16 protein-coding genes and 1 pseudogene are annotated in these 23,037 nt (G+C 39.2%); 12 read left to right on the forward strand and 5 right to left on the reverse strand.

The window, feature by feature from the left end; genetic code table 11:
• Positions 1 to 4: 4 nt before the first annotated feature.
• On the forward strand, positions 5 to 1,294 hold the full coding sequence (gene hemL, locus M1E86_RS14675) for a glutamate-1-semialdehyde 2,1-aminomutase (protein WP_213913874.1): 1,290 nt from the start codon (positions 5 to 7) through the stop codon (positions 1,292 to 1,294).
• Positions 1,295 to 1,471: 177 nt separating this feature from the next.
• Here the strand turns inward: hemL and mrcB are convergent, their stop codons facing one another.
• Together mrcB and hrpB are read right to left on the reverse strand one after the other, a co-directional pair.
• A complete protein-coding gene (gene mrcB / locus M1E86_RS14680; RefSeq protein ID WP_213913873.1) occupies positions 1,472 to 3,994 on the reverse strand; it encodes a bifunctional glycosyl transferase/transpeptidase in 2,523 nt (840 codons plus the stop codon).
• A 182-nt stretch (positions 3,995 to 4,176) separates the two neighbouring features.
• A complete protein-coding gene (gene hrpB / locus M1E86_RS14685; protein ID WP_426099144.1) occupies positions 4,177 to 6,591 on the reverse strand; it encodes an ATP-dependent helicase HrpB in 2,415 nt (804 codons plus the stop codon).
• A gap of 144 nt (positions 6,592 to 6,735) precedes the next feature.
• Here hrpB and sfsA point away from each other — a divergent pair, with 144 nt between their 5' ends.
• The 7 genes from sfsA (at position 6,736) to panD (ending at position 13,019) form a co-directional block, all read left to right on the forward strand.
• Positions 6,736 to 7,446 (forward strand): DNA/RNA nuclease SfsA, encoded by a 711-nt coding sequence (gene sfsA / locus M1E86_RS14690; RefSeq protein WP_125891597.1) that lies wholly within the window; start codon positions 6,736 to 6,738, stop codon positions 7,444 to 7,446.
• Positions 7,447 to 7,641: 195 nt separating this feature from the next.
• Entirely contained in the window at positions 7,642 to 8,097 is a 456-nt protein-coding gene (gene dksA / locus M1E86_RS14695) for an RNA polymerase-binding protein DksA (RefSeq protein WP_004260494.1), read from the forward strand.
• Positions 8,098 to 8,826: 729 nt separating this feature from the next.
• A complete protein-coding gene (gene pcnB / locus M1E86_RS14700) occupies positions 8,827 to 10,173 on the forward strand; it encodes a polynucleotide adenylyltransferase PcnB (RefSeq protein WP_213913947.1) in 1,347 nt (448 codons plus the stop codon).
• A 17-nt stretch (positions 10,174 to 10,190) separates the two neighbouring features.
• Positions 10,191 to 10,682, forward strand: coding sequence for a 2-amino-4-hydroxy-6-hydroxymethyldihydropteridine diphosphokinase (gene folK / locus M1E86_RS14705; RefSeq protein WP_125891599.1), 492 nt, complete (start codon positions 10,191 to 10,193; stop codon positions 10,680 to 10,682).
• Between the two features lie 58 nt (positions 10,683 to 10,740).
• Positions 10,741 to 11,532 (forward strand): 3-methyl-2-oxobutanoate hydroxymethyltransferase, encoded by a 792-nt coding sequence (gene panB, locus M1E86_RS14710; RefSeq protein ID WP_102139420.1) that lies wholly within the window; start codon positions 10,741 to 10,743, stop codon positions 11,530 to 11,532.
• A gap of 30 nt (positions 11,533 to 11,562) precedes the next feature.
• The gene (panC, locus tag M1E86_RS14715; protein WP_125891600.1) at positions 11,563 to 12,426 is read left to right on the forward strand and encodes a pantoate--beta-alanine ligase; all 864 of its coding nucleotides are present in this window, start codon (positions 11,563 to 11,565) and stop codon (positions 12,424 to 12,426) included.
• A gap of 212 nt (positions 12,427 to 12,638) precedes the next feature.
• Positions 12,639 to 13,019, forward strand: a complete 381-nt coding sequence (panD, locus tag M1E86_RS14720; RefSeq protein ID WP_125891601.1) for an aspartate 1-decarboxylase — start codon at positions 12,639 to 12,641, stop codon at positions 13,017 to 13,019.
• Between the two features lie 126 nt (positions 13,020 to 13,145).
• On the opposite strand, the gene M1E86_RS14725 is transcribed toward panD, so the two are convergent.
• Positions 13,146 to 13,916 (reverse strand): ABC transporter permease, encoded by a 771-nt coding sequence (locus M1E86_RS14725; protein ID WP_004913713.1) that lies wholly within the window; start codon positions 13,914 to 13,916, stop codon positions 13,146 to 13,148.
• Positions 13,913 to 14,854 carry an ABC transporter ATP-binding protein gene (locus M1E86_RS14730; RefSeq protein WP_004913716.1) on the reverse strand — a complete coding sequence of 314 codons (942 nt, stop codon included), beginning with the start codon at positions 14,852 to 14,854 and terminating at the stop codon, positions 13,913 to 13,915. Before M1E86_RS14730 ends, M1E86_RS14725 begins: the two co-directional genes overlap by 4 nt.
• 257 nt (positions 14,855 to 15,111) lie before the next feature.
• Between M1E86_RS14730 and can the strand changes: the two genes are divergently transcribed.
• Positions 15,112 to 15,765 (forward strand): carbonate dehydratase, encoded by a 654-nt coding sequence (gene can / locus M1E86_RS14735; RefSeq protein WP_102139423.1) that lies wholly within the window; start codon positions 15,112 to 15,114, stop codon positions 15,763 to 15,765.
• A 427-nt stretch (positions 15,766 to 16,192) separates the two neighbouring features.
• A complete protein-coding gene (locus M1E86_RS14740) occupies positions 16,193 to 20,335 on the forward strand; it encodes a filamentous hemagglutinin N-terminal domain-containing protein (protein ID WP_213913870.1) in 4,143 nt (1,380 codons plus the stop codon).
• Between the two features lie 93 nt (positions 20,336 to 20,428).
• Here M1E86_RS14740 and tnpA read toward each other — a convergent pair.
• A pseudogene (tnpA, locus tag M1E86_RS14745) lies at positions 20,429 to 20,865 on the reverse strand (IS200/IS605 family transposase).
• A gap of 829 nt (positions 20,866 to 21,694) precedes the next feature.
• On the opposite strand from tnpA, the gene M1E86_RS14750 reads away from it, so the two are divergent.
• Positions 21,695 to 22,240, forward strand: a complete 546-nt coding sequence (locus M1E86_RS14750; protein ID WP_213913869.1) for a fimbrial protein — start codon at positions 21,695 to 21,697, stop codon at positions 22,238 to 22,240.
• Positions 22,241 to 22,289: 49 nt separating this feature from the next.
• On the forward strand, positions 22,290 to 22,967 hold the full coding sequence (locus M1E86_RS14755) for a fimbrial biogenesis chaperone (protein ID WP_248466868.1): 678 nt from the start codon (positions 22,290 to 22,292) through the stop codon (positions 22,965 to 22,967).
• Positions 22,968 to 23,037: the final 70 nt, after the last annotated feature.

Raw genomic sequence — 23,037 nt, forward strand, 5'->3', positions numbered from 1 at the left:
TGCGATGTCACAATCTGAAAAACTTTACGCACAAGCAAAAGAACAAATTCCTGGTGGTGTAAACTCCCCTGTTCGTGCTTTTAATGGTGTTGGTGGAACCCCATTATTTATTGAAAAAGCGGATGGCGCTTATATTTATGACGTTGATGGTAAAGCCTATGTAGATTATGTTGGCTCATGGGGACCAATGGTTTTAGGCCATAACCATCCTGAGATCCGTGATGCCGTGATCAAAGCGGTTCATAAAGGGTTAAGTTTTGGTGCTCCGACTGCCGCTGAAGTTGAAATGGCTGAATTAGTTTGTGAGTTAGTCCCCTCTATGGATATGGTACGCATGGTGAATTCAGGCACTGAGGCGACCATGAGCGCAATTCGTCTGGCGCGCGGTTACACAGGCCGTGACAAAATCATCAAATTTGAAGGCTGCTATCATGGCCATGCAGATTGCTTATTAGTCAAAGCGGGTTCTGGTGCGCTTACTATGGGTGAACCTAACTCCCCGGGTGTACCTGAAGATTTTGTAAAACACACATTAACTTGTACCTATAATGACCTAGCTTCAGTTCGCCAAGCATTTGAAAACTACCCAGAAGATATTGCGTGCGTGATTGTTGAACCTGTTGCTGGAAATATGAATTGCGTACCACCAACAGCTGAATTTTTACCCGGTTTACGTGCACTATGTGATGAATTCAATGCCGTACTCATCATTGATGAAGTTATGACAGGTTTTCGCGTCGCATTAGGTGGAGCACAAGATTACTATGATGTTCAGCCTGATTTAACCTGTTTAGGTAAAATCATCGGTGGTGGTATGCCTGTTGGCGCCTTCGGTGGCCGCCTTGAAATTATGGAAAAACTAGCACCAATTGGGCCTGTTTACCAAGCAGGGACCTTATCGGGTAACCCTGTCGCGATGGCTGCAGGTCTTGCTTGCTTAAAAGAAGTCTCTCAACCGGGTGTTCATTCACGTTTAAATGAATTAACAGAAAAGTTAGCTCGTGGTTTAAAACGTGTTTCCGCAGAGCAAGGTATCCCGATGGTTATCAATCACGTCGGTGGCATGTTTGGTATTTTCTTCACCGACGCCCCAACCGTAACTTGCTACCAAGACGTGATGAAATGTGACGTTGAACGCTTTAAAAAGTTCTTCCATTACATGTTAGAACAAGGTATTTACCTCGCACCTTCTGCATTTGAAGCAGGTTTTATGTCTATCGCACACAGCGATGAAGATATTGAGAAAACGGTTAAAGCGGCAGAAACTGCGTTAATGAAAATTAAAAAGAATTAATTCACATTGATGTTATAGAGGTGAAATTTATCCAATTTCACCTCTATTTTTTTATAGTTAAGAATAGATAACGCTCGATTTGACACCACAACGCTCTAACTAGCCTTTAAAATAATTAATTCACCAGCTAATTCTCTATGAAGCCAACACAGTCACAACTTGAAATATGACGAGAATTTAGGGGCTATTGCCAAACATATCCTTAACCCAATCCGGTGCATCATCTTGTTGCTCGCCATTATTACCATTTAAGTCCCAGACCGGAGCTTGCTCTTCTGACGCTTGGCATAACCCTTCCGGGTTATCTGTCCAAATCGGCAACATTCTACCGCCGCCGAAGTTTGAGCAACTTAATTGACCATCAGCAGTGACTTGCATATCAACAATGCCCTCTGGTGCACGGTTAATGAGTGCCAATGGCGCTTGGTTATCTAAGTAGCGTTGGTACACCTTCAGTGCGCCTGTCGCCCCAGTTAATTGTGTTGGGCCGTTATTGTCACGGCCAACCCACACAATTGCGACCTCTTTGCCATCAATCCCTGCATACCAGCTATCACGTAGATCGTTAGTTGTCCCTGTTTTACCGGCTAAATTATACTTTGCGTATTTAGACAATAAGACTCGGCCCGTACCTTGTTTAACCACTTGTTGCATACCATACAATGTGAGGTATGCCGCTTGTGAAGGTACTGCTCGCTCAGCAGATGGGTAGCTTTGGTAAATCTCGTTGCCATCGCCATCAATAACAGAACGTAGTGCCGACAATTTCGCACGATTACCATTACCACCAATAGTTTGGAATACTTGAGCAACTTCAGCAGGTGTTAAGTTAACCGCCCCTAAGAGCATCGCGGGAACTTTTTCCATAGCCGCCGCAGGTGCCCCTAAGCGTACAAAGGTGTTAAACACTTGGTCTAAACCGACCTCTAAGCCTAAGTTTACGGTTGGGATATTCTGTGATTTAGCCAAGGCGTCAACTAACATCATCCGGCCATTGAAATTGCGGCTGTAGTTTCTCGGGCTCCAGTTTTGATTCCCAACTTTAACTGTTAGTGGCTCATCTTTTAACCATGTATTTAAACGAAAACGGTCCGGTTCACTTAGTGCAGCGAGGTATACAGGAGGTTTTGCCAGAGAACCAATGCTACGCCGTGCATTTAACGCACGATTAAACCCTGAATATTGGGGTTGAGAACCACCAACCATCGCACGTACTTCGCCATTAATGCGGTCAACTACTACCATGGCTCCTTCTATGTCATCTAATTTACGAGATTTACGTAAATCAGCGACACCATTCTCAACTGCATTTTCAGCCGCAGTTTGAGCAACTGGGTCTAGGGTGGTAAAAATTTTCGCACCGGAGAGTTCTTTAACTTTATCACCCAATTTTTCATTGAGTTCTAAACGAACCATTTGCATAAAGGCAGGTTGAGAAGCCACCAGCCCTTCTTTATTTTTCACCCCAAGAGGCCTTGCACTAAGTACCTGATACATTTCTTGGTCAATCACGCCACGTGTTTCCAAGATTTTCAGCACGATATTACGGCGTTTAATCGCATTTTGTGGTTTAGTCCAAGGGTTATATGTTGACGCCCCCTGCACCATCCCCACTAATAAAGCCTGTTGGTCAAAGCTTAACTCATTGATTGGTCGGCCAAAATAATACAGGCTCGCTAATGGGAAGCCACGAATTTCGTCATTTCCATTTTGACCTAAAAAGACTTCGTTTAAATACAGCTCTAAAATACGTTCTTTACTGTAGTTGTAGTCCAGTAAAACCGCCATATACGCTTCATTCGCTTTACGCTTTAATGTGCGCTCATTAGTTAAAAACAAGTTTTTGACTAACTGTTGGGTTAACGTACTTCCCCCTTGAACGGAGCGCCCAGCACTTAAGTTAGCAACAACAGCACGACCAATAGAGTACAAACTGACGCCATCATGCTCATAAAAGTTGCGATCTTCGGTTTCTAGTAAGATTTTAACTAGAGATTCGGGAAAGTCAGATATCGGCAAAACTAACCGTTGCTCATTATTTGCCGACTGCATCATTGTGATCAGTTTCGGGTCTAAACGGAAAAAACCAAATGAGCGACCGTTCTCCATGTTTTCGATCTTACTCAAGGCATTATTTTCAAACACCATTCGAGCAAGTATTTGCCCTTCTTTTTGATCAGGGAAATTGAACGGTCGACGTAAGATTTCGATGCTATTACCACGCACCACAAATTCGCCCGATGTTGTTATTTTACTCACCTTACGGTATTGCATGCCTTCAAGTAGGCGAACCATTTCTGCCTGGCTGTAATCCATACCGGGCTCAAGGTTAACCATTCGGCCGTATACGGCGGCGGGTAAATCCCACACCTTACCATCGAGACGTTCTTTAATTTGTTGATTTAAATAAAAACCATATGCCGCGAGTAAAACCGCAAACACGATCATCAGTTTGACGAGCAGCCAAAACCAACGCCATTTACTTTTTACCTTTCGAGGCTTGTTATTTCTTGAGCCTTTTTTAGCCATTTGCTCTTCTTCATCTTCATCATCGAGATATTGTTCATCAATATCATCATGTTCGAATAAATCTTCATCGTCATAGTCATCGCGGTCTCTACGACGGCGGGATGAAGACTGTTTTTTCCCAGCAGTTTTTTTGTTACGCCTGCCGATTGGTTCAAAATCTTTACCTGACATGGTCGCTCCATATCACCTTACAAAATATCTGAGTCACTCACTATTTATGCCAGTTTAGTGGTTAATTTTGGCCCATAACCTCAGAGATTTCACCAAAGAAAGCTCTTAATTACATTTCCTTACTCAGTTTAGCCTATCAATTGGCTAAATAAGGAAACCCGCTATTAGAGCATAAAAATAGGTTATTTCGCACCCATCATCGCTTTTTTTGTTTGTCTTGTTGGTGCAGTATTTGCAGGGTCATCCGGCCATAAATGTTTTGGATAACGCCCTTTCATCTCTTTTTGTATCTCTTTATAGCTGCCTTGCCAAAACGCGCCAAGGTCTTGCGTGATCTGCAACGGCCGCATGGCAGGGGACAGTAGAGATACCGTTACCGCTATCTTCCCTTGTGCTATTGTCGGATTTGTTTTTTCTCCATACATCTCTTGCATTCGAATTGCGATTACAGGAGGCTTATCTAACGAATAGTGAATACTTACATCATGTAAAGATGGCGCCTGATAGCGTCTTGGGAACATATTTTCTAACCATTGTTGCTGCTGCCAATCTAATCGATTGATTAATAAAGAGGCTAAGTCAATCTGCTGTAATTTTTGTTTATTCGTTACGCCATCAAGATAAGGTTCTAGCCATTCACCCAGCGAATCCAATAGTGCTATATCATCAAAATCTGGGAAATCAACATCGGGGAAATACTGCTTAGCTAACGTACAACGGACACATAATTGCCGCGCATCTTCCTGCCAATTTAGCTGCTGTAAGCCATTTTGTTTCAACCAATACACCAACGCTTGGCGAAGTTCAGTCTTATCTGGGTTGCTTAAACGTTCTGATTTCACCACTAATTGACCGCATTGCAAGCGCTTCCAAGCTAATAATGTCCCTTTTTGTTCATCCCATTCGACCGTTTCTTGGATGTTAAACAGTGATGGGCAATCGGCTTGTAGTCTGTCAATCTCGACAGGGTAAGCCAAGGAAATACGCGCATCCGCCATATTTTCGGGTTGCCATAAGGATACCACCATTAACCACGGTGTCCCCAATAGTCTATCTGATTCACCCAACGTTGCCCCTAAGCCACTCGCTAATTGGTAACGTTGTTGGTTATCTCGAGATTTCGCTATGTAGTCGGGAAACCCTGTAGCCAGCAACGTTGGTAACCACTCACTAATGAGCGCATCTCGCTGACCAATGGTACTCGGCACTTTTTGTTCGCAAAGTGCTGATGCTCTTTTACACCACCCCTCTGTTGGCCTTTCTATGCAATAGCGAAGATCCGCATCTTGTTGACGAGGAGGTTCCTCGATAATCGCCACCAGTAGTGCTGCTAATTGAATAACATGCTGATTTTGGCTTTGTTGTGCTCTACATAACATTGCTGCTGTTCGTACTGAACTACCTAACTCCGCCATCTGCTGCCCAAAAGACGTTAACTTACCAGCAGCATCAATAGCACCTAATTTACCCAGTAAATCTTTTGCCGCTGATATCGCAGGTTTTGGTGGTAAAGTGAGCCAGCTAAGCTGTGCCGCATCGTGGCACCCCCACTGTAATAAAGACAGCCATAAGCTACTCAGGTCACTTTGCGCAATTTCGGCTTCACTAAATTGTGCCGCCCGCTCAGCTTGCTCTTCACTAAACAAGTGCCAACAAACTCCTGCTTCCAAACGGCCTGCTCGCCCTGCTCTCTGCGCCATCGACGCTTGGCTAATTCGCTGTTTCACTAATTTGGTTAACCCTGTTCGTGGATTGAACTGCCCCACACGTTCAAAACCACTGTCCATCACAAGGCGGATCCCTTCAATCGTCAAGCTGGTTTCCGCAATATTGGTGGCTAATACCACCTTACGCATACCTTCAGGTGCCACTTGTATCGCTTGTTGCTGAGCCTGTAGAGATAGTGCTCCGTATAAAGGACATAAAAGTATGTCCTCACTGACCATCAAAGCGAGTTCTACTCTTACTTTCTCGATTTCCCCCACACCTGGAAGAAATAATAATAAAGACCCATGCGCTTGCTGCAATAATTGCCAAGCTGCCAATGCCACTTCTTTATGAAAGAGTTTATTTGGCTTTATTGGATGATACTCACGTATGACGGGAAATGTACGCCCTTGTGAAGTAATAACCGGCGCATCAGGAAACAGCTGAGACAGCCCTTGATTATCCAATGTCGCTGACATCAATAGAATACGCAAATCTTCGCGTAAAGCTTGTTGTGAATCAATTAACAAAGCTAGACCGAGGTCTGCTTGTAAGTTTCGTTCATGAAACTCATCTAAAATAACTAAACCAACCCCTTCAAGCATTGGGTCATTTTGCAATAAACGAGTCAGTACGCCTTCTGTCACCACTTCAAGACGCGTGTGACGACTAACTTTAGTTTCAGAGCGCATGCGTAAACCGATGGTATGACCGACTTCTTCACCAAGTTGTTGTGCAAGACGAGCCGCCACTGAACGTGCCGCTAGGCGACGAGGCTCCAACATGATAACCCGACCATTAATAACCCCACTCTTTAATATTTCTAGCGGCAAAACAGTTGATTTACCCGCACCTGTAGGTGCATGAAGCAATACTTGAGGTGAAGCCATCAAGGCGGTAAGTATGTCCTCACAAACTTCGAATATCGGTAACACTGGGGCTATCACTCCATCTATTTAACTTTTACTGTCAGACATTGTAGCATTAGCCTCTTTTGCCAGTAAGCATATTACCGATACGCTAGCGGAGAGCTCATGGAATTTAAACCTGCCTTACAACCAGCCACTTTAATTAAGCGTTACAAGCGCTTTTTGGCTGATGTCACTTTACCGAATGGTGAAGAAATGACAATTCACTGTGCAAACACAGGCGCTATGACAGGTTGTGCAACCCCGGGTGATACCATCTGGTATTCAACGTCTGATAATAAAAAACGCAAATACCCGTATAGCTGGGAGTTAACCCAAACAGCAAACGGTCATTTTATTTGCATTAATACCCTTCGTGCGAACCAATTAGTTGCGCAAGCCTTAACCGAAAAACACATTCCAGAATTATCCGAATACAGCGTAATAAAACCTGAAGTCAAATATGGCACAGAAAATAGCCGAATCGATTTCTATCTCACGCAAAATGGATTACCCGATTGCTTTATCGAAGTAAAATCAGTAACTTTACTCGAAAATAATCAAGGTTTTTTTCCTGACGCAGTGACACTTAGGGGCCAAAAACATTTAAGAGAACTAATGTATATTGCGAAAGAAGGAAAAAGAGCCATACTATTGTTTGTTGCTTTACACACAGGTATTCACGTAGCATCTGCTGCGGCACATATTGATAAACAATATGCGCTATTATTGGAGGAAGCGAGACAAAGTGGTGTTGAAGTGCTTTGTTATCAAGCTGATATAACTGTTCAACAAATGGTGTTAAGTAAGCAGATTCACTTTAACTCTATTAAATAAAGTTTTTTTAACCGATTTTTATACGAGGCCGCAGAGTTCTGGGCGCTAAAAAGGGAATAAACACGCTCGCCCTCACAGCATTACAAAACTCATTGCAGGAACGATTGCCAAGAGAGCAGTCTTCTGCTATTTATAGCGACCTTAATTTTTCCCCCTTGGGGTTTTTGTAAAATTTGCGTGTGTAGGAGAAGCATTATGCAAGAAGGGCAAAAACGTAAGACATCGTCCTTAAGCATTCTCGCCATTGCTGGGGTTGAACCCTATCATGAAAAAGCTGGCGAAGAGTACATGAACGAGGCCCAGTTGGCGCATTTTAAGCTCATTCTCGAAGCATGGCGCAATCAACTCAGAGATGAAGTGGACCGGACTGTTACTCATATGCAAGATGAGGCAGCTAACTTTCCAGACCCCGTTGATAGAGCCGCTCAGGAAGAAGAATTCAGCCTTGAATTACGTAACCGGGACCGTGAACGTAAACTGATTAAGAAAATCGAAAAAACGCTGAAAAAAGTTGAAGATGACGACTTTGGCTATTGTGAATCATGTGGTGTAGAAATTGGTATCCGTCGTTTGGAAGCCCGTCCTACCGCTGATTTATGTATCGACTGTAAAACATTAGCTGAAATTCGCGAAAAGCAAATGGCTGGCTAGTGTCTATAATGGAGTCCTGAACGGCGCATATTACTGCGCCGTTACAAGGGAACTCTACATTTTGTTGTGTTCAGCTCAAAGCTTATTCCTTGCGTTAGCTATCACGTCACTCCATCCTCCCCCGCACCTTTCTACTCATTAATTGGCGATAACGTCCTATCGTGCTCTTTTAAATAAGATAAACATTTACTTTCACGTAAATTTTTACGGAAATAGATTAGGTTATTTTTTAACCCTATAGTTTGAAGTTGAATAATCCTCTAACAACAAAAAAGCGCTTAAAATAAGGCTTCTAACCTTATACCCCTATAGCAAGAAAGCTTTTTACGCTATTATTTTGCGTAAATTTTATTGGTAACGTTTATAATTAGAGACGACTTTTATTCGTTTAACCATTCTCAAAGAAACTTCTGTGAGCTATGATTAGCCGCTTATTTTGTTTAATGAATATTGGTAATGACATCGAGGTGTACTATTTTTAACCGAGTAGCAAATTTCTGCCGTAACATTTTATCTCGCAATACAGCCGCATCCCCTGAAGATGTAGTAGAACATCGTGATCCTTCGCGAGATAGTCAGGCAGCCGGTAAAAGGCCAGTCACTCATTCTGCTCATGCGCAAACCGCACCTAAAGAGCGGAACACAGCTCAGCCCCATAAAACAACCCCTATTAGAAAAACGGTTCGTCAATCTCAACGTGCCGATTCAACACCTGAGAAGCGCCCTACAATGACAACCGTAAACGAAGAAAACATTACTGTTATCCCGCGTTCCGAACACCCTATTTCGCGCAGTGATATTAGTGACAATGCGTTAAAAGTGCTGTACCGCTTAAACAAGAGTGGCTTTGAAGCCTATTTAGTGGGTGGAGGTGTGCGTGATTTGCTTTTAGGCCAAAAACCTAAAGACTTCGATATTACGACGAACGCCACACCTGAGCAGATCCGCAAATTATTTCGCAATTGCCGACTCGTTGGTCGTCGTTTTCGTCTAGCACATATTATGTTTGGCCCCGAAATTATTGAAGTTGCAACTTTCCGTGGCCACCATGACCAAAATGCCTCAGATGACAAAAACTTATCTGCACAAGCACAAAACGGCATGTTGTTACGTGATAACATCTTTGGTTCCATTGAGGAAGATGCGATCCGCCGGGACTTCACCGTTAACAGCCTCTATTACAATATCGAAGACTTCACATTACGTGATTACGTTAATGGTTTAAATGACTTAAAAGCTGGCGTTATTCGTCTAATTGGTGACCCAGAAACACGCTATCGTGAAGACCCAGTCAGAATGCTACGAGCGGTACGTTTCGCCTGCAAATTAAATATGAACATCGAACCAAAAACTGCAGAGCCAATTTACCAACTTGCTCATTTATTGAGAGAAATTCCATCTGCTCGGTTATTTGAAGAGTCACTCAAATTACTACAAGCAGGCCAAGGTTACGATACCTATAAAATGCTCAAAAAATATGGTTTGTTTGAGCAGCTTTTCCCTGTTGTCGCAAGCCGCTTTACGGATAACAGTGATTCGCCAATGGAAAAAATCATTGAGCAAGTCCTTAAAAATACTGATTTCCGATTAAAAAATGATAAGCGTGTTAACCCTGCTTTTTTATTTGCGGCTATGTTATGGTACCCAGTGACAGAGCATGCTGAAAAGCTCTCTCAAGAAGGCGGGCTAGCCTATTATGATGCCTTTGCCCTTGCGATGAATGATATTTTAGACGAACAGTGCCGTTCGATTGCGATCCCCAAACGCATTACAACCACGATGCGTGATATTTGGTTGCTGCAGTTACGTTTACCTCGTCGCCAAGGTCGTCGTGCCAATAAATTAATGGAGCACCCGAAATTCCGTGCCGCGTTTGATTTATTAGAATTAAGGGCCAATGTTGAGCACCGAAACGAACTACAAGAGTTAGCATTATGGTGGGCTGATTTTCAACAGGCAAATAATACTAAACAGCGTGAAATGATTTCGGAATTAGGCAATGCACCCACTCGCCGTCGCCACCGCCCACGTTCATCACAAGGTGGAACAGGTGCGCGTCGGTCAAATAAGTCATAATAGATAGAGAGAATACAATGGAACACGTCTATATTGCAGTAGGAAGTAACCTTGGTGAGCCGCTACTACAGGCACAGCAAGCTATTGCAGCATTAGATGCTATTCCCAATAGTCGTGTTGTTTCTACCTCTTCTGTTTATCGAACCAAGCCACTAGGCCCGCAAAATCAGCCAGATTTTCTGAATCTGGCTGTACTACTCGAAACGAGTCTTGAGCCCGAAGTACTTCTCAACCACACTCAAAAAATAGAACTTGAGCTTGGTCGTGTACGTAAAGAAGAACGTTGGGGCCCACGAACACTTGACCTTGATATCATGCTTTTTGGTAACCGTATTATCAATACTGAACGGTTAACCGTTCCACATTATGGGCTAAAAGAGCGCGAGTTTATGTTGTATCCGCTTAATGAAATCGCTCCTTCTCTTGTTTTTCCTGATGGCGAAAAGCTTTCAGAAAGACTCAAACAAGTCCCTCGAAATGGCCTAACATTTTGGGATATTCCAGCCTAAAATGTTCAACCTCTTATGAGGTATGGTCGCAGGGAGATCATTTCCGGAGGTTATTATAATGAAACCAATTTCTCTGGCTGATTTATGTCAGTTTAAAAAAGACAAACACAAATTTGCAACGATGACTGCCTATGACGCAAGCTTTGCTCAATTATTTTATGAGCAAGGTATCCAAGTGATGCTCGTTGGAGACTCACTGGGAATGACGATCCAAGGTGAATCATCGACTTTACCAGTTACTGTCGAGCAAATTGCTTACCACACCCGATGCGTTCGCAAAGGCGCCCCCAATGCCTTCATTATCGCAGATATGCCATTTATGAGTTACGCCACCCCAGAACAAGCTTGTGCTAATGCAGCAATCTTAATGCAAGCAGGTGCAAACATGGTGAAAATTGAGGGTGGCAGCTGGCTATGTGATACTGTAAGAATGTTAGGAGAACGCTCTGTTCCTGTGTGTGGTCATCTCGGTTTAACACCACAAGCCGTCAACGTCCTAGGTGGTTATAAGGTCCAAGGTCGTGATGAGGTGACAGCAAATCAGTTACTCAAGGATGCGATTGCATTAGAAAATGCAGGTATCCAATTGTTGGTTCTCGAATGTGTTCCAACCGCCTTAGCAAGTCATGTTTCGGAAGAGCTACTTCTACCGGTAATTGGTATTGGTGCAGGAAATGGAACTGATGGACAAATCCTTGTTATGCATGATGCACTGGGTATTACAGCGCGAGCGCCTAAATTCGCTAAAAACTTTTTAGCTCAAGCAGGCAACCTTCATGATGCTATTCGTATGTATATCCAAGAAGTGGAAGATGGCATTTACCCAAGTGAAGCCCACTCTTTTTCTTAATTGATATCAGAAACTATAAGGAACACACGTATGCTTATCGTTGAAACGGCACTTATTTTACGCCGTGAAATCCGTCGCTGGAAACAAGAAGGCAAACGTATTGCACTTGTCCCAACAATGGGTAATTTACACGATGGTCACTTAACGCTCATTGACCAAGCAAAAAAACAGGCTGATATTGTCATTGCCAGTATTTTCGTCAACCCGATGCAATTTGATAGGCAATCTGATTTAGCCAATTACCCTCGGACGTTGCAACAGGATTGCGAAAAATTAAAGCGCCGTGACATCAACTTAATTTTTGCCCCTTCCCCACAAGAGTTTTACCCTGAAGGGATGGAAAAGCAGACTTTTGTTGACGTTCCTGAATTATCGACCATGTTAGAAGGCGCAAGCCGCCCCGGTCATTTCAGAGGTGTCGCAACGGTTATCACTAAGCTGTTCAACTTAGTTCAGCCAGATATTGCCTTGTTTGGTGAAAAAGATTACCAACAATTGCAATTAATTCGCAAATTAGTTTCTGACTTATCATTTGATACTCAAATTGTTAGTGTCCCAACGGTTAGAGCCAAAAATGGCCTAGCACTGAGTTCACGCAACAATAATTTATCAGCGGAAGAGCTAAAAACAGCGCCTAAACTGTTTCAAATTATGCAACAAGCGGGTGAAAAATTAGTCGCTGAGCCTAACGCATCTGAAGTTATTATCGAAGAGATGAATAATAGCTTACGTGAGGCCGGTTTTACCCCTGATGAGCTATTTATTCGTGATGCAGATACATTATTACCACTTGGTGAGTCCAGTAAACGTGCGGTTATTTTAATGGCTGCATGGTTAGGTCAAACGCGTCTTATTGATAATTTACAAGTTGACCTGCAACGCGATATTGCATAAAAATAAATCAATTATAAAAATGAAATAACACACTGCAATTACAGTGTTTATAGCGTTAATTCAATGTCTGTGTTCCGAATGGCTTTTATTTTTCAAACTCATTTGGTTCACAGCTAGGCGGTAAGTAAGCGAGTCCTTAGGAGCACATAAGTATGTGACTAGGGCGAGTGAGCACCACCAACAACGCTGTGAGCCAAATGAGGAAGAAAAAAATGTTAAGAAGAATGTTACAAGGCAAACTCCATCGCGTCACGGTTACACAAGCAGACCTACACTATGAAGGCTCATGTGCGATAGATCAGGACTTCATGGATGCCGCGGGGATCCTTGAATACGAAGCCATTGATATTTACAACGTTGATAACGGTGAACGTTTTTCAACTTATGCTATTTCAGGCGAACGTGGCTCAAAAATTATCTCGGTTAATGGTGCTGCTGCACGCCGAGCTGCAGTTGGTGATAAACTGATTATTTGCTCTTATGTGCAAATAGAAGATGAAGATGCTCGTTTACATAAGCCAAAAGTAGCTTACTTTGATGAAAACAATAAAATGAGTCGCCTAGCAAAAGCGGTTCCTGTCCAAGTGGCTTAATTTGGGGTTTTACTTACCCAATGAATTGATTAATAACACCATTTATACACATTTCAATAAAAAACGGCTTTTGATTACATTCAGTATCAAAAGCCGTTTTTTTTAACACAATTTCATCCCTAAAATTTAGCTTCTGAGGCCTCGACCCTGCTCAATTAGGAACCATGTTAATGCATAAAAAACGACTAAAAAAATCATTAAGACGCCTAATGTAATCGCGATAGAAACATCAGCTATTCCCAGAAAGCCATAACGAAAGCCGCTGATCATATACACAATTGGGTTCAGTTTAGAGACGGCTTGCCAAAACGGTGGTAGTAATGACAACGAATAAAACACACCGCCTAAATACGTTAATGGTGTTAATACAAAGGTAGGAACAATACTAATATCATCAAATGTCTTAGCGAAGATGGCATTTAATAAACCGGCAAGGGAAAACACAATTGCGGTTAGCAATAAAGTTATTACCACCATTGCCCATGAATGCACTTGCAATGGAATAAAAAATAACGATACCAATGTAACGAGAAAGCCGACTAAAATCCCTCTAGCAACACCACCACCAACAAAACCTGCGATAATAATATGCGTCGGAACAGGGGCAACGAGTAATTCTTCAATATTTTTCTGAAATTTAGAACCAAAGAAAGAAGAACAAACATTTGAATATGAATTAGTGATCACCGCCATCATGATCAGCCCGGGGACGATAAACTGCATATAATCCACACCGCCCATATCACCAATTCTTGAACCAATTAAATTACCAAAAATCACAAAATACAACGACATTGTGATCACTGGTGGTAACAATGTTTGTATCCAAATACGGCCAAACCGCGTGACTTCTTTTATCCAAATAGTTTTTAATGCGACCCAATATAATGAGATCATCTTGCAATCTCCTTCTCGGTTGCATTACTTTCTCTTTTGACTAAGTTAACAAATAACTCTTCTAACCGGTTTGCTTTATTTCGCATACTTAAAATCTGAACACCTTGCTCACTGAATTGGCTAAAAACACTATTTAGACCTTGCTCTCTTTTGACATCTACCTCAAGTGTTGAGGTGTCTATCAAACGTGATTCATACCCTAATAATTGAGGGATCGGACTTTTTGGCATTAAATCAAAAATAAAGGTTTCTGATTCTAATTGGCTCAGTAATTGTTTCATACTGGTATTTTCAACTAATTCACCATGTTGAATAATGCCAATATTACGGCACAACATTTCAGCCTCTTCCAAATAGTGAGTGGTTAAAATGATTGTCGTTCCCTGAGCGTTAAGGTTCTTTAAGAATGTCCACATTGAACGACGAAGTTCAATATCAACACCTGCTGTTGGTTCATCCAAAATTAATAGCTTTGGTTGGTGCATCAACGCACGGGCTATCATTAAGCGGCGTTTCATACCACCGGACAAATTACGCGCCCGCTCATCACGTTTTTCCCATAAATCAAGTTGGGTCAGGTACTGCTCCGCACGTTGAACAGCCACAGAGCGAGTAACACCATAATAACCGGCTTGGTTAAGAACAATTTGCAATACCGTTTCAAATGGGTTGAAATTAAACTCTTGAGGCACTAATCCAAGTTGCTGCTTTGCTTGTACAACTTGCTTTTCTAAATCATAACCAAATACTTTTACAGAACCGCTCGTTTTGTTCACCAGTGAGCTAATGATCCCGATTGTGGTTGATTTACCCGCGCCATTTGGCCCCAACAATGCGTAAAAGTCACCGTCTTCAACGCTCAGGTCAATCCCTTTCAGGGCTTTCACACCACCTGGATAGGTTTTGGTTAACTGCGATAACTCAAGTGCATATGTCATATGTAAAAAAAACCTTTATTCTTAGGACGATTTGAAGGCAATATATCACCATGATGCCACTTTTTTCTGCTCTATGTTATGCAGAAAAGAGATAATTAGTTTATACAATATAATTCAATATGTTATGAATATAGGGTTGTCTTGACGAAAAGACAGGTTCATCATAAGGGTGTTGAAATTAGTATAACTAATTATTAATTAATCAATAAATGTTGTATAAGATTTTATCGCAAAGTAACACAACTAGGCTATAAGTCATGATGAGAAAAATCGAAGAGCTGTTTGCTAACAATGAAGCATGGTCAGCATCAGTCAATGAACAAGATCCCGAATTCTTCAAAGAATTATCAAAAGCGCAAAAGCCGAGATTCTTATGGATAGGCTGCTCTGACAGCCGAGTACCTGCAGAAAAATTAATTAACGCCGCACCTGGCGACCTTTTTGTGCACCGTAATGTTGCCAACTTAGTTATTCACACTGACCTAAACTGTTTATCTGTCATTCAATATGCCGTTGATGTCTTACAAGTTGAGCACATCATTATTTGTGGCCACTACGGTTGCGGTGGTATTGAAGCAGCGGTTGATAACACCGAACTTGGCTTAATTAATAACTGGCTATTACACATAAGAGATATTTGGTACAGACATAGCTCTATGTTAGGTGAGCTAAAACCTTGCGAGCGCCTTAACCGTTTATGTGAATTAAATGTCGTTGAGCAAGTTTATAATTTAGGGCATTCAACCATCATGCAATCTGCATGGAAACGAGGCCAGAAAGTGATGATCCACGGTTGGGTATATGGGATTAATAATGGCCGGTTACACGACTTACATATTACTGCAGACAGCCGAGAAAAACTTGAGTTATGTTACCGTGAAGCTATTTCAACATTAACTCAAAAAAAATAAATTAAACTAAAAATAAAAAGCTCTTACATTTAAGAGCTTTTTACCGATTAAATCCAAAAATAGCGTAATTAAATTATAAAATATATTTTCATTTCTTTTAAATTAAAATGAAAATATTAATCCAAAAAAACTTATGATTAACAATTGTTGTAATTATATTTATACGCATATTGATTTAAGTATTGATACATATTTATTCTGAAGCAGAGTAAAGCTTATTTGTTGATTACAAAGAAATTAACCTCAAGAAATATATATTCAACCACGAAAAACTCATTGATGATATTTTATTTTGGAATAAAAAACTGGACTTTGAATAAGTATTTTTAAATATACTTATTTTAAATTTCAATCATAATTCAAGTGTTATAATGGGGTATTGTTAATTTACATATATTAACTTCAAATCATATTTAGGGATATTTCTATGAGTCAGCCTATTAAAAGTGGGTCTTCTAATCATACATTAAAGCTAAAGCCTATCGTCTTATGCGTCTCTGCAATTTTAGGGATGACTTCAATGGCTCATGGCGAAATAATTAATACTAACGGTGCTGGAGTAATCAATCAGCACAATGGCCCAACAATTGTTAATATAAATAAAGCTAGTGACAAAGGGGTTTCTCACAATATATACAATAAATTCGATGTTGATAATAAGGGAGTCATTTTAAACAACAGTAAAGATAACGTTAATACTCAGTTAGGTGGAATGATTAACGGAAACCTTAATTTAGCGGGTGGTGAAGCAAAAGTTATCCTTAATGAAGTTAACTCTAATAATGCAACAACGCTAAATGGTATGGTTGAAGTTGCAGGGAAAAAAGCACAAGTTATTGTTGCTAACCCATCAGGTATTACATGTAACTCATGCGGCTTCATTAATACAGAAAGTGCGACTCTAACAACGGGTAAGCCAATTGTTACTAACGGAGAAATTCTTGGCTATAACGTTTCTAAAGGCCAAATTATCGTTAATAAAAACTTAACGTCTAATTCTCCAACTGAACTGATTGCTCGTTCAGCAATTATTAATGGTCAATTAGCAGCAAAAGAAATCAAAGTTGTTACGGGAAATAACTTTGTCGATGCTAATGGTGAAGTATTATCTTCTGTTGCCGGTACAGGTAGCCGCCCTTCTGTCGCAATTGACGTTTCGTCTTTAGGGGGTATGTACGCAGATAAAATTACCCTTGTTTCTACCGAAATGGGGGTCGGCGTTAGCAATCAGGGCATTATTTCTGCTGGTAATGATGGTTTATCTATCTCTTCTAATGGTGGGCTATCTAATAAAAGAAATAGAATTGAATCTAACGGTAATATTGATGTAAAAGCCTCAGGTATTAACAATGATGCCATAATTACTGCTAGAAAGAATATTAACGTTGATATTAATTCCGGTGGTTTCATCAACAACGATGGTGGAAAAATCATCTCAACAGATGGCAGCATTAGTCTCGCAGGTAATTCCTCAGTATTTAACCGCTATAAAGGTTCCATTCAAGCTAAAAACAATGTAAGTATTTCAGGTGAAACGCTTCAAAATGGTGATGGTATAATCAAAGCCGAAACTGGTGATATTAATATTGATTTAACTGATACACTCTATCAGTGGCGAAATACAGCTAATAGCCACGTTGAAGATAGAATTATTGCAGGTAGAGATATTAATATAAAAGCCAGCCGAATCATTAATGAAAATGCAAGAATTGAATCTGGAAGAGATATTAATTTAACGCTAAATTCAGGGTTAGAAAATACAAATTCTGCAGTAACCGCGCAACGTAGAATAAAAGTTGATGCTGATATATTAACCAACAAATCATCATCTATTACAGCAAAAAATGCAAAATCTGATTATAACATTACCAAATATATTAATAATGATGCAAAATCTACCATTAGTAGCGGCCGTGGATTAAATATCACTTCTGCAAAATTAATCAATGCAGGTAAAATTGTTTCACCTACTAATGTACCAAATACAGTACCAGTCCCAACTTATGCTTCTAACATCAAGGTTGACAATCTTGAAAATAACGGTGGGTCTATTGCTGGTGATAACTTAACTATTACTTCTAATAATATAAGTAACACACAAGGTTTCATTGACGGAAAAACACTTAAAGTTACCGCTAATACTCTAAGCAACAATGGTGGATATATTCGCTCATATAACGACATGACATTAAATGTTGGTCATTTAAGCAACTTAAACTCTAATAATTTCTCTTCTGTTGCATCTCGATTTGCTTTAACAAACAAAGTTGGTGGTATTGAAGCATTAAATTCCGGCATTACAGTTACTGGTAATAAGGTTTCTAACTATTTTGGATTATTTAAAAGTTCCTCATCAGAAAAAGCAGCAACAAGTGGTGGAATGGAGTTTAAATTAACTGATGAACTAGATAACAATAATGGACAGTTAATTAGTTATGGCGGAATCAATATTGATGCTAAAGGGCTAAATAACTATAAAGGTGATATCTATGCGGGAGGCCGTTTGGATATTAAATCAGCAAGTAATATTAATAACTATTATGGTAAACTCAGATCTGATTATATAACAACCCTTTATGCTCCGGGTATTAGTAGCTATGATACGAATGGAACCTATAGTTTAGACGGTACAGGTATCATTTATAAACCAAACGGTTTAAATATCATTCACATCAAAAAACCAACAGACAGTGGTATTTCCCATAACACCTATCAAAGTTTTAATGTGAACGAAAAAGGCGTTATTTTTAATAACAGTAGCACTGCAACTGATACCCTTTTAGGGGGTAATATTTTTGGAAATGATAATATTACTGCTGGTAAAGAGGCTTCAGTTATCTTAAATGAAGTTATCGGCAACAGCATGACAACTATTAATGGTATGATGGAAGTTGCTGGAAATGCAGCTCAAGTTATTGTTGCTAATGCATCGGGTATTACATGTAACAGCTGTGGCTTCATCAACGCTACACGTGGTGCATTTGTTACAGGAACACCTATTGTTGTTGGTCAAAACTTAGTTGGCTACAATGTCTCTAAAGGCGAAATTACAGTTAATAATGACCTGACATCTAACAGCGTTGTTGATTTTATCTCTCGCGCTGTACTTGTTAACGGCAACGTTAAAGCAAATGAACTAAACATTACAACCGGTTCTAATTTTTATGATGCAAATGGTAATATAATCTCTAGTATTACCGGGCCTTATAATCAGAAAAATTACGGTGTAACTGTCGCTGCAAACGGTAGCTTAAACGCAGAAAAAATGAACATTAATATTAATGATTCCAATACAGGTCTCTTTAATAAAGGTGTTATTAATGCGGGTAATCAAGGATTAAACGTTAAAGCTGGTGCTATAAATAATACTGGAACCATTCAAAGCAGAGGAAACATTGACTTAGCTGCTAATTCAACTAATTCCTTTAGTAATGATTATGGGACAATTATCTCCTCTAATGGTGATGTTAATATTTCCTCAAATGGTACTTTACTCAATCGCTATAATGGGTTAATCAAAGCTAATCAAAACGTTAACATCAATACCGCACAAGACATCCAGAATAGTAATGGCTTGATTCATGCTGAGAAAGGCAACATTAATGTTAACGCAGATACAATCTACAACTGGGCAGGTAACAATAGTAAATATGGTAAATACAGATTTACTGCTGGCCAAGATATTGTTTTTAACGTTAATAGACTCATCAATGAACAAGCTATCATTTCAGCAGGTAGAGACTTTACTTTCACAGGTAAAAGTTTAGATAATAAAGCATCAAGTGCGCTCTATGCAAAACGCCGCATGACTATCGATACTAATATTTTAAACAACCTGTCATCTACCATGAAAACTGAAAATGGCAGAATGGATATTACTGCATACAATTCAGTCGTTAATGATAGTAAATCGGTAATTAGCAGTGAGAAATTATTGAATATTACTTCACCAAAACTGACAAATAATGGTGTTATCTCTTCTAACAATGGTAAATCGACGTTTAAAGTTAATAATTTAGTTAATAATGCTGGTTACATTAAAGGCTTTAACCTTAACTTTATCTCTCAATATTTAAACAACTCTAATGGTTTGATTAAAGCGGATAATAACTTAGTAATGAATGCTGATTATATCAGTAATACTAATTCGTCTGACTTTAGCCGATACACATATAACCTTGGTTTACCAAGCCAAAAAGGGGGGATTGTCACCAACAATGGCAACATTAAAATTAAAGGTATTCAGATGAATAATACTTCAGGTATCGTTCAAACGAATGCTCTTTTCCCTGCACCTGGTGAAGCTGATATTGATGTAGCATTGAGCAATGAGCTTATTAACAACTACGCTCAAATTAATAGTGCAGGAAATATGAATATCCAAGCGAATTCAATTTCCAACTATAATGGTGCAATAAATGCAGGTATTAATTTAACAGTTAAGGGCAACAGTTCCATCAACAATGCCTATGGTAGAATCAACTCAAATGGTACTACTCAAGTTAACACGCCTCTGCTTTCCAATTCTTATGGAAAAATCACGGGCGGTACTGTTATCATCAATAAATAGTTATAATATAATTTATTGATTTATCTAATATATGCCACCTTCTAAAAGAGGTGGCTTTAAATATAGCCCTCTATAAGTGGGCTATATTCTTTATTAATCCTCCAATAATTCCATTTGTTGGTCGAGCTCTTGATCAACTTTATCCTGATGCCTTACATAACGCCTAATGATGACTTCATTACCCCTCACCGTATTAGCAAAATATCCCCTAGCCCAAAAGTGATTACTCCAAAGTTTCTTACGTATATGTGGAAATCGATTATATAACCTCATCGCACTACGTCTTTTCAGGACTCCCATCAGTGCTGATATTGATAGTTTAGGTGGGATCATTACAACTAAATGAACATAGTCTGGCTGAACATTTAGCTTCAATACTCACAGTCTTTCATATTGCAGAGAATATAAATTGTTCTATAAAGTTCTTTTCCTACTTTATCTTTCAATATCTTATAACGATATTTAGGTATCCAAACTAGATGATATTTGCAACACCAATACACATGTGATGAACTTCTGTATAAATCCATGTTATTTCCTCTTTACTTGTGGTGAGTAAGAGGTAGTTTTTTAATATGGGTTTCCTTCCGGCTATAGCCTCACAGGGTCAATCACTACCTCCTTAGGAGGTCGTTTAAGGCTGACAATGAAAAGGTCATATCTATCGTTGTCACTCAACTAATTAGATACGGCCTTTTATTTTTAAGTAAAACCACTTAATTAAGTAAAGAATATTCTCGATATAAAACCAAAACTAAAGTAAATTTAATAAAAATTCATATATTAAAGAGAGTTTACTCTCTCTTTAATTTAAACTATAAATAGTTTCTTATTGAAAACATTAAAATCCATAGTCTTATCATTCATTTTATTTACCTAAAAAGGTAAAAATAAAAAGATGATTTTATAGCACCATAAGATCATATCTTAAGCGTTTTCACATCCCCCCACAGTAAATAAGCTTTAAGCACCTTAAAAACCAACTTTAGACATTTTTAATACCACGCACCCCACAAAATAAGAATATTAGTCTGCACAAACCTATTAAATTGTATTTCAAGCGAAATATAATGTTACAGTTACTTGAATAATATTTAAATTTAATTTTGATTTGATTGATATCGTTAACAGTTAAGATAATGGTAATTTATTGGATTATCCATCTACTCCATTAACTTAAATGCATCAATTACAGGTTAAATATCACAACCTAAGTTAAATACCTAAAATTACTCGTCCAGTGGACTTACTTTAAAAATACTAATACAATCTTTACGTGTGAAATATATGGAATAATAGTTATTAAAAAATAACTTAAATATAATTAATAAATCTTTACTAGATAGATAAGAGGTTCCTATGATTTTTAAAAAGTCAGTATTAATGGCATCAATTATTATGGTTTCATTATCAAGTGTGGCACATGCTGCAATTGATAGCGGTAATGCTAAAGGTACCATTAATTTCAAAGGTCAATTTATTGATACGACATGCACTATTGAAGTTAATAATGCTAATAAAAATGAAGGTGTAGTACAACTTGGCACTTGGATGACTAACACCTTCGATAAGGTCGGTGAATTAACTGATGCAGTTCCTTTAACAATAGGCTTGAGTGGTTGCCCTGCAACATTAGCACGTGCTCGCGTCACCTTCGGAGGAACCGCACATCCAGATAACAACCAATTATATGCAGTCAATGAAGCTGATGGTGTTGGTATTGGTATTTCTGGTGATGTTAACGGAACAAATTTCTATACTCCAGACACTGAAGCTGATGGTATTGATTTGAATGGTAATAGTGGAGAGAAAACATATTATGCGCGTTACGTTACAACCGCAAATGAAGTTACTGCAGGTAAAGCAAACGCTGACGTTACTGTCACTATTCAATATAACCAATAGTTCACTGAATTAAGGGAACATTCGTTCCCTCTTTTTATAGGGGAAAATTTTGAAAAAGCATCTCATTTCATTAGCGCTTTTATTTATGACGACTCTTAATGCAAACGCCAGTGTTATTTTAGGTGGTACTCGTGTTATTTATGAAGGCAATAAGAAAGAAGCTTCAATTTCAGTGAGAAATGATGATAAAACACCTTATCTAGTACAATCTTGGGTAAATAATTTTAATAATAATGATAAACAGAAAGTACCATTTACTGTAACGCCTCCACTTTTTCGCATTGAACCTGAATCAGCCAATGCCATTCGAATTGTTTTAACAGATTCTCAGCTGCCCTCTGATAAAGAATCAGTTTATTGGTTAAATGTTAAATCAATTCCACCATCTGACCCAAATTCAACAAATAATTTAACAATTTCAATTAATAACAAGATTAAATTATTTTATCGCCCTGCTGGTTTACCAACAGCGGAAGCGTTAATTGCGTATGAAAAATTAACCTTTGAAAAACAAGGAAACTATTTAAAAGCAAATAATCCAACTCCTTATTATGTTTCATTTGGGGAGTTGAAGATTGGTAATAAAGAAATTGCAGAACCAGGCATGGTCCCTCCTCTGGGCGAAGCGTCATGGGATATTTCGGGAACTCAAGCAAACCAAGTTACTTGGAGTGCAATTAATGACCATGGAACGATAACGAAAGCGAAAAATCAGACATTAAAATAATCAGTTGGAAGAACATTCATTATGCGCTGCATTTCAAGAAAGCAACATTCATTCAATTGTCATTATGACG

It is taken from the genome of Providencia sp. PROV200 (assembly GCF_049901995.1).
In the GTDB taxonomy this organism is placed as follows: domain Bacteria; phylum Pseudomonadota; class Gammaproteobacteria; order Enterobacterales; family Enterobacteriaceae; genus Providencia; species Providencia rettgeri_E.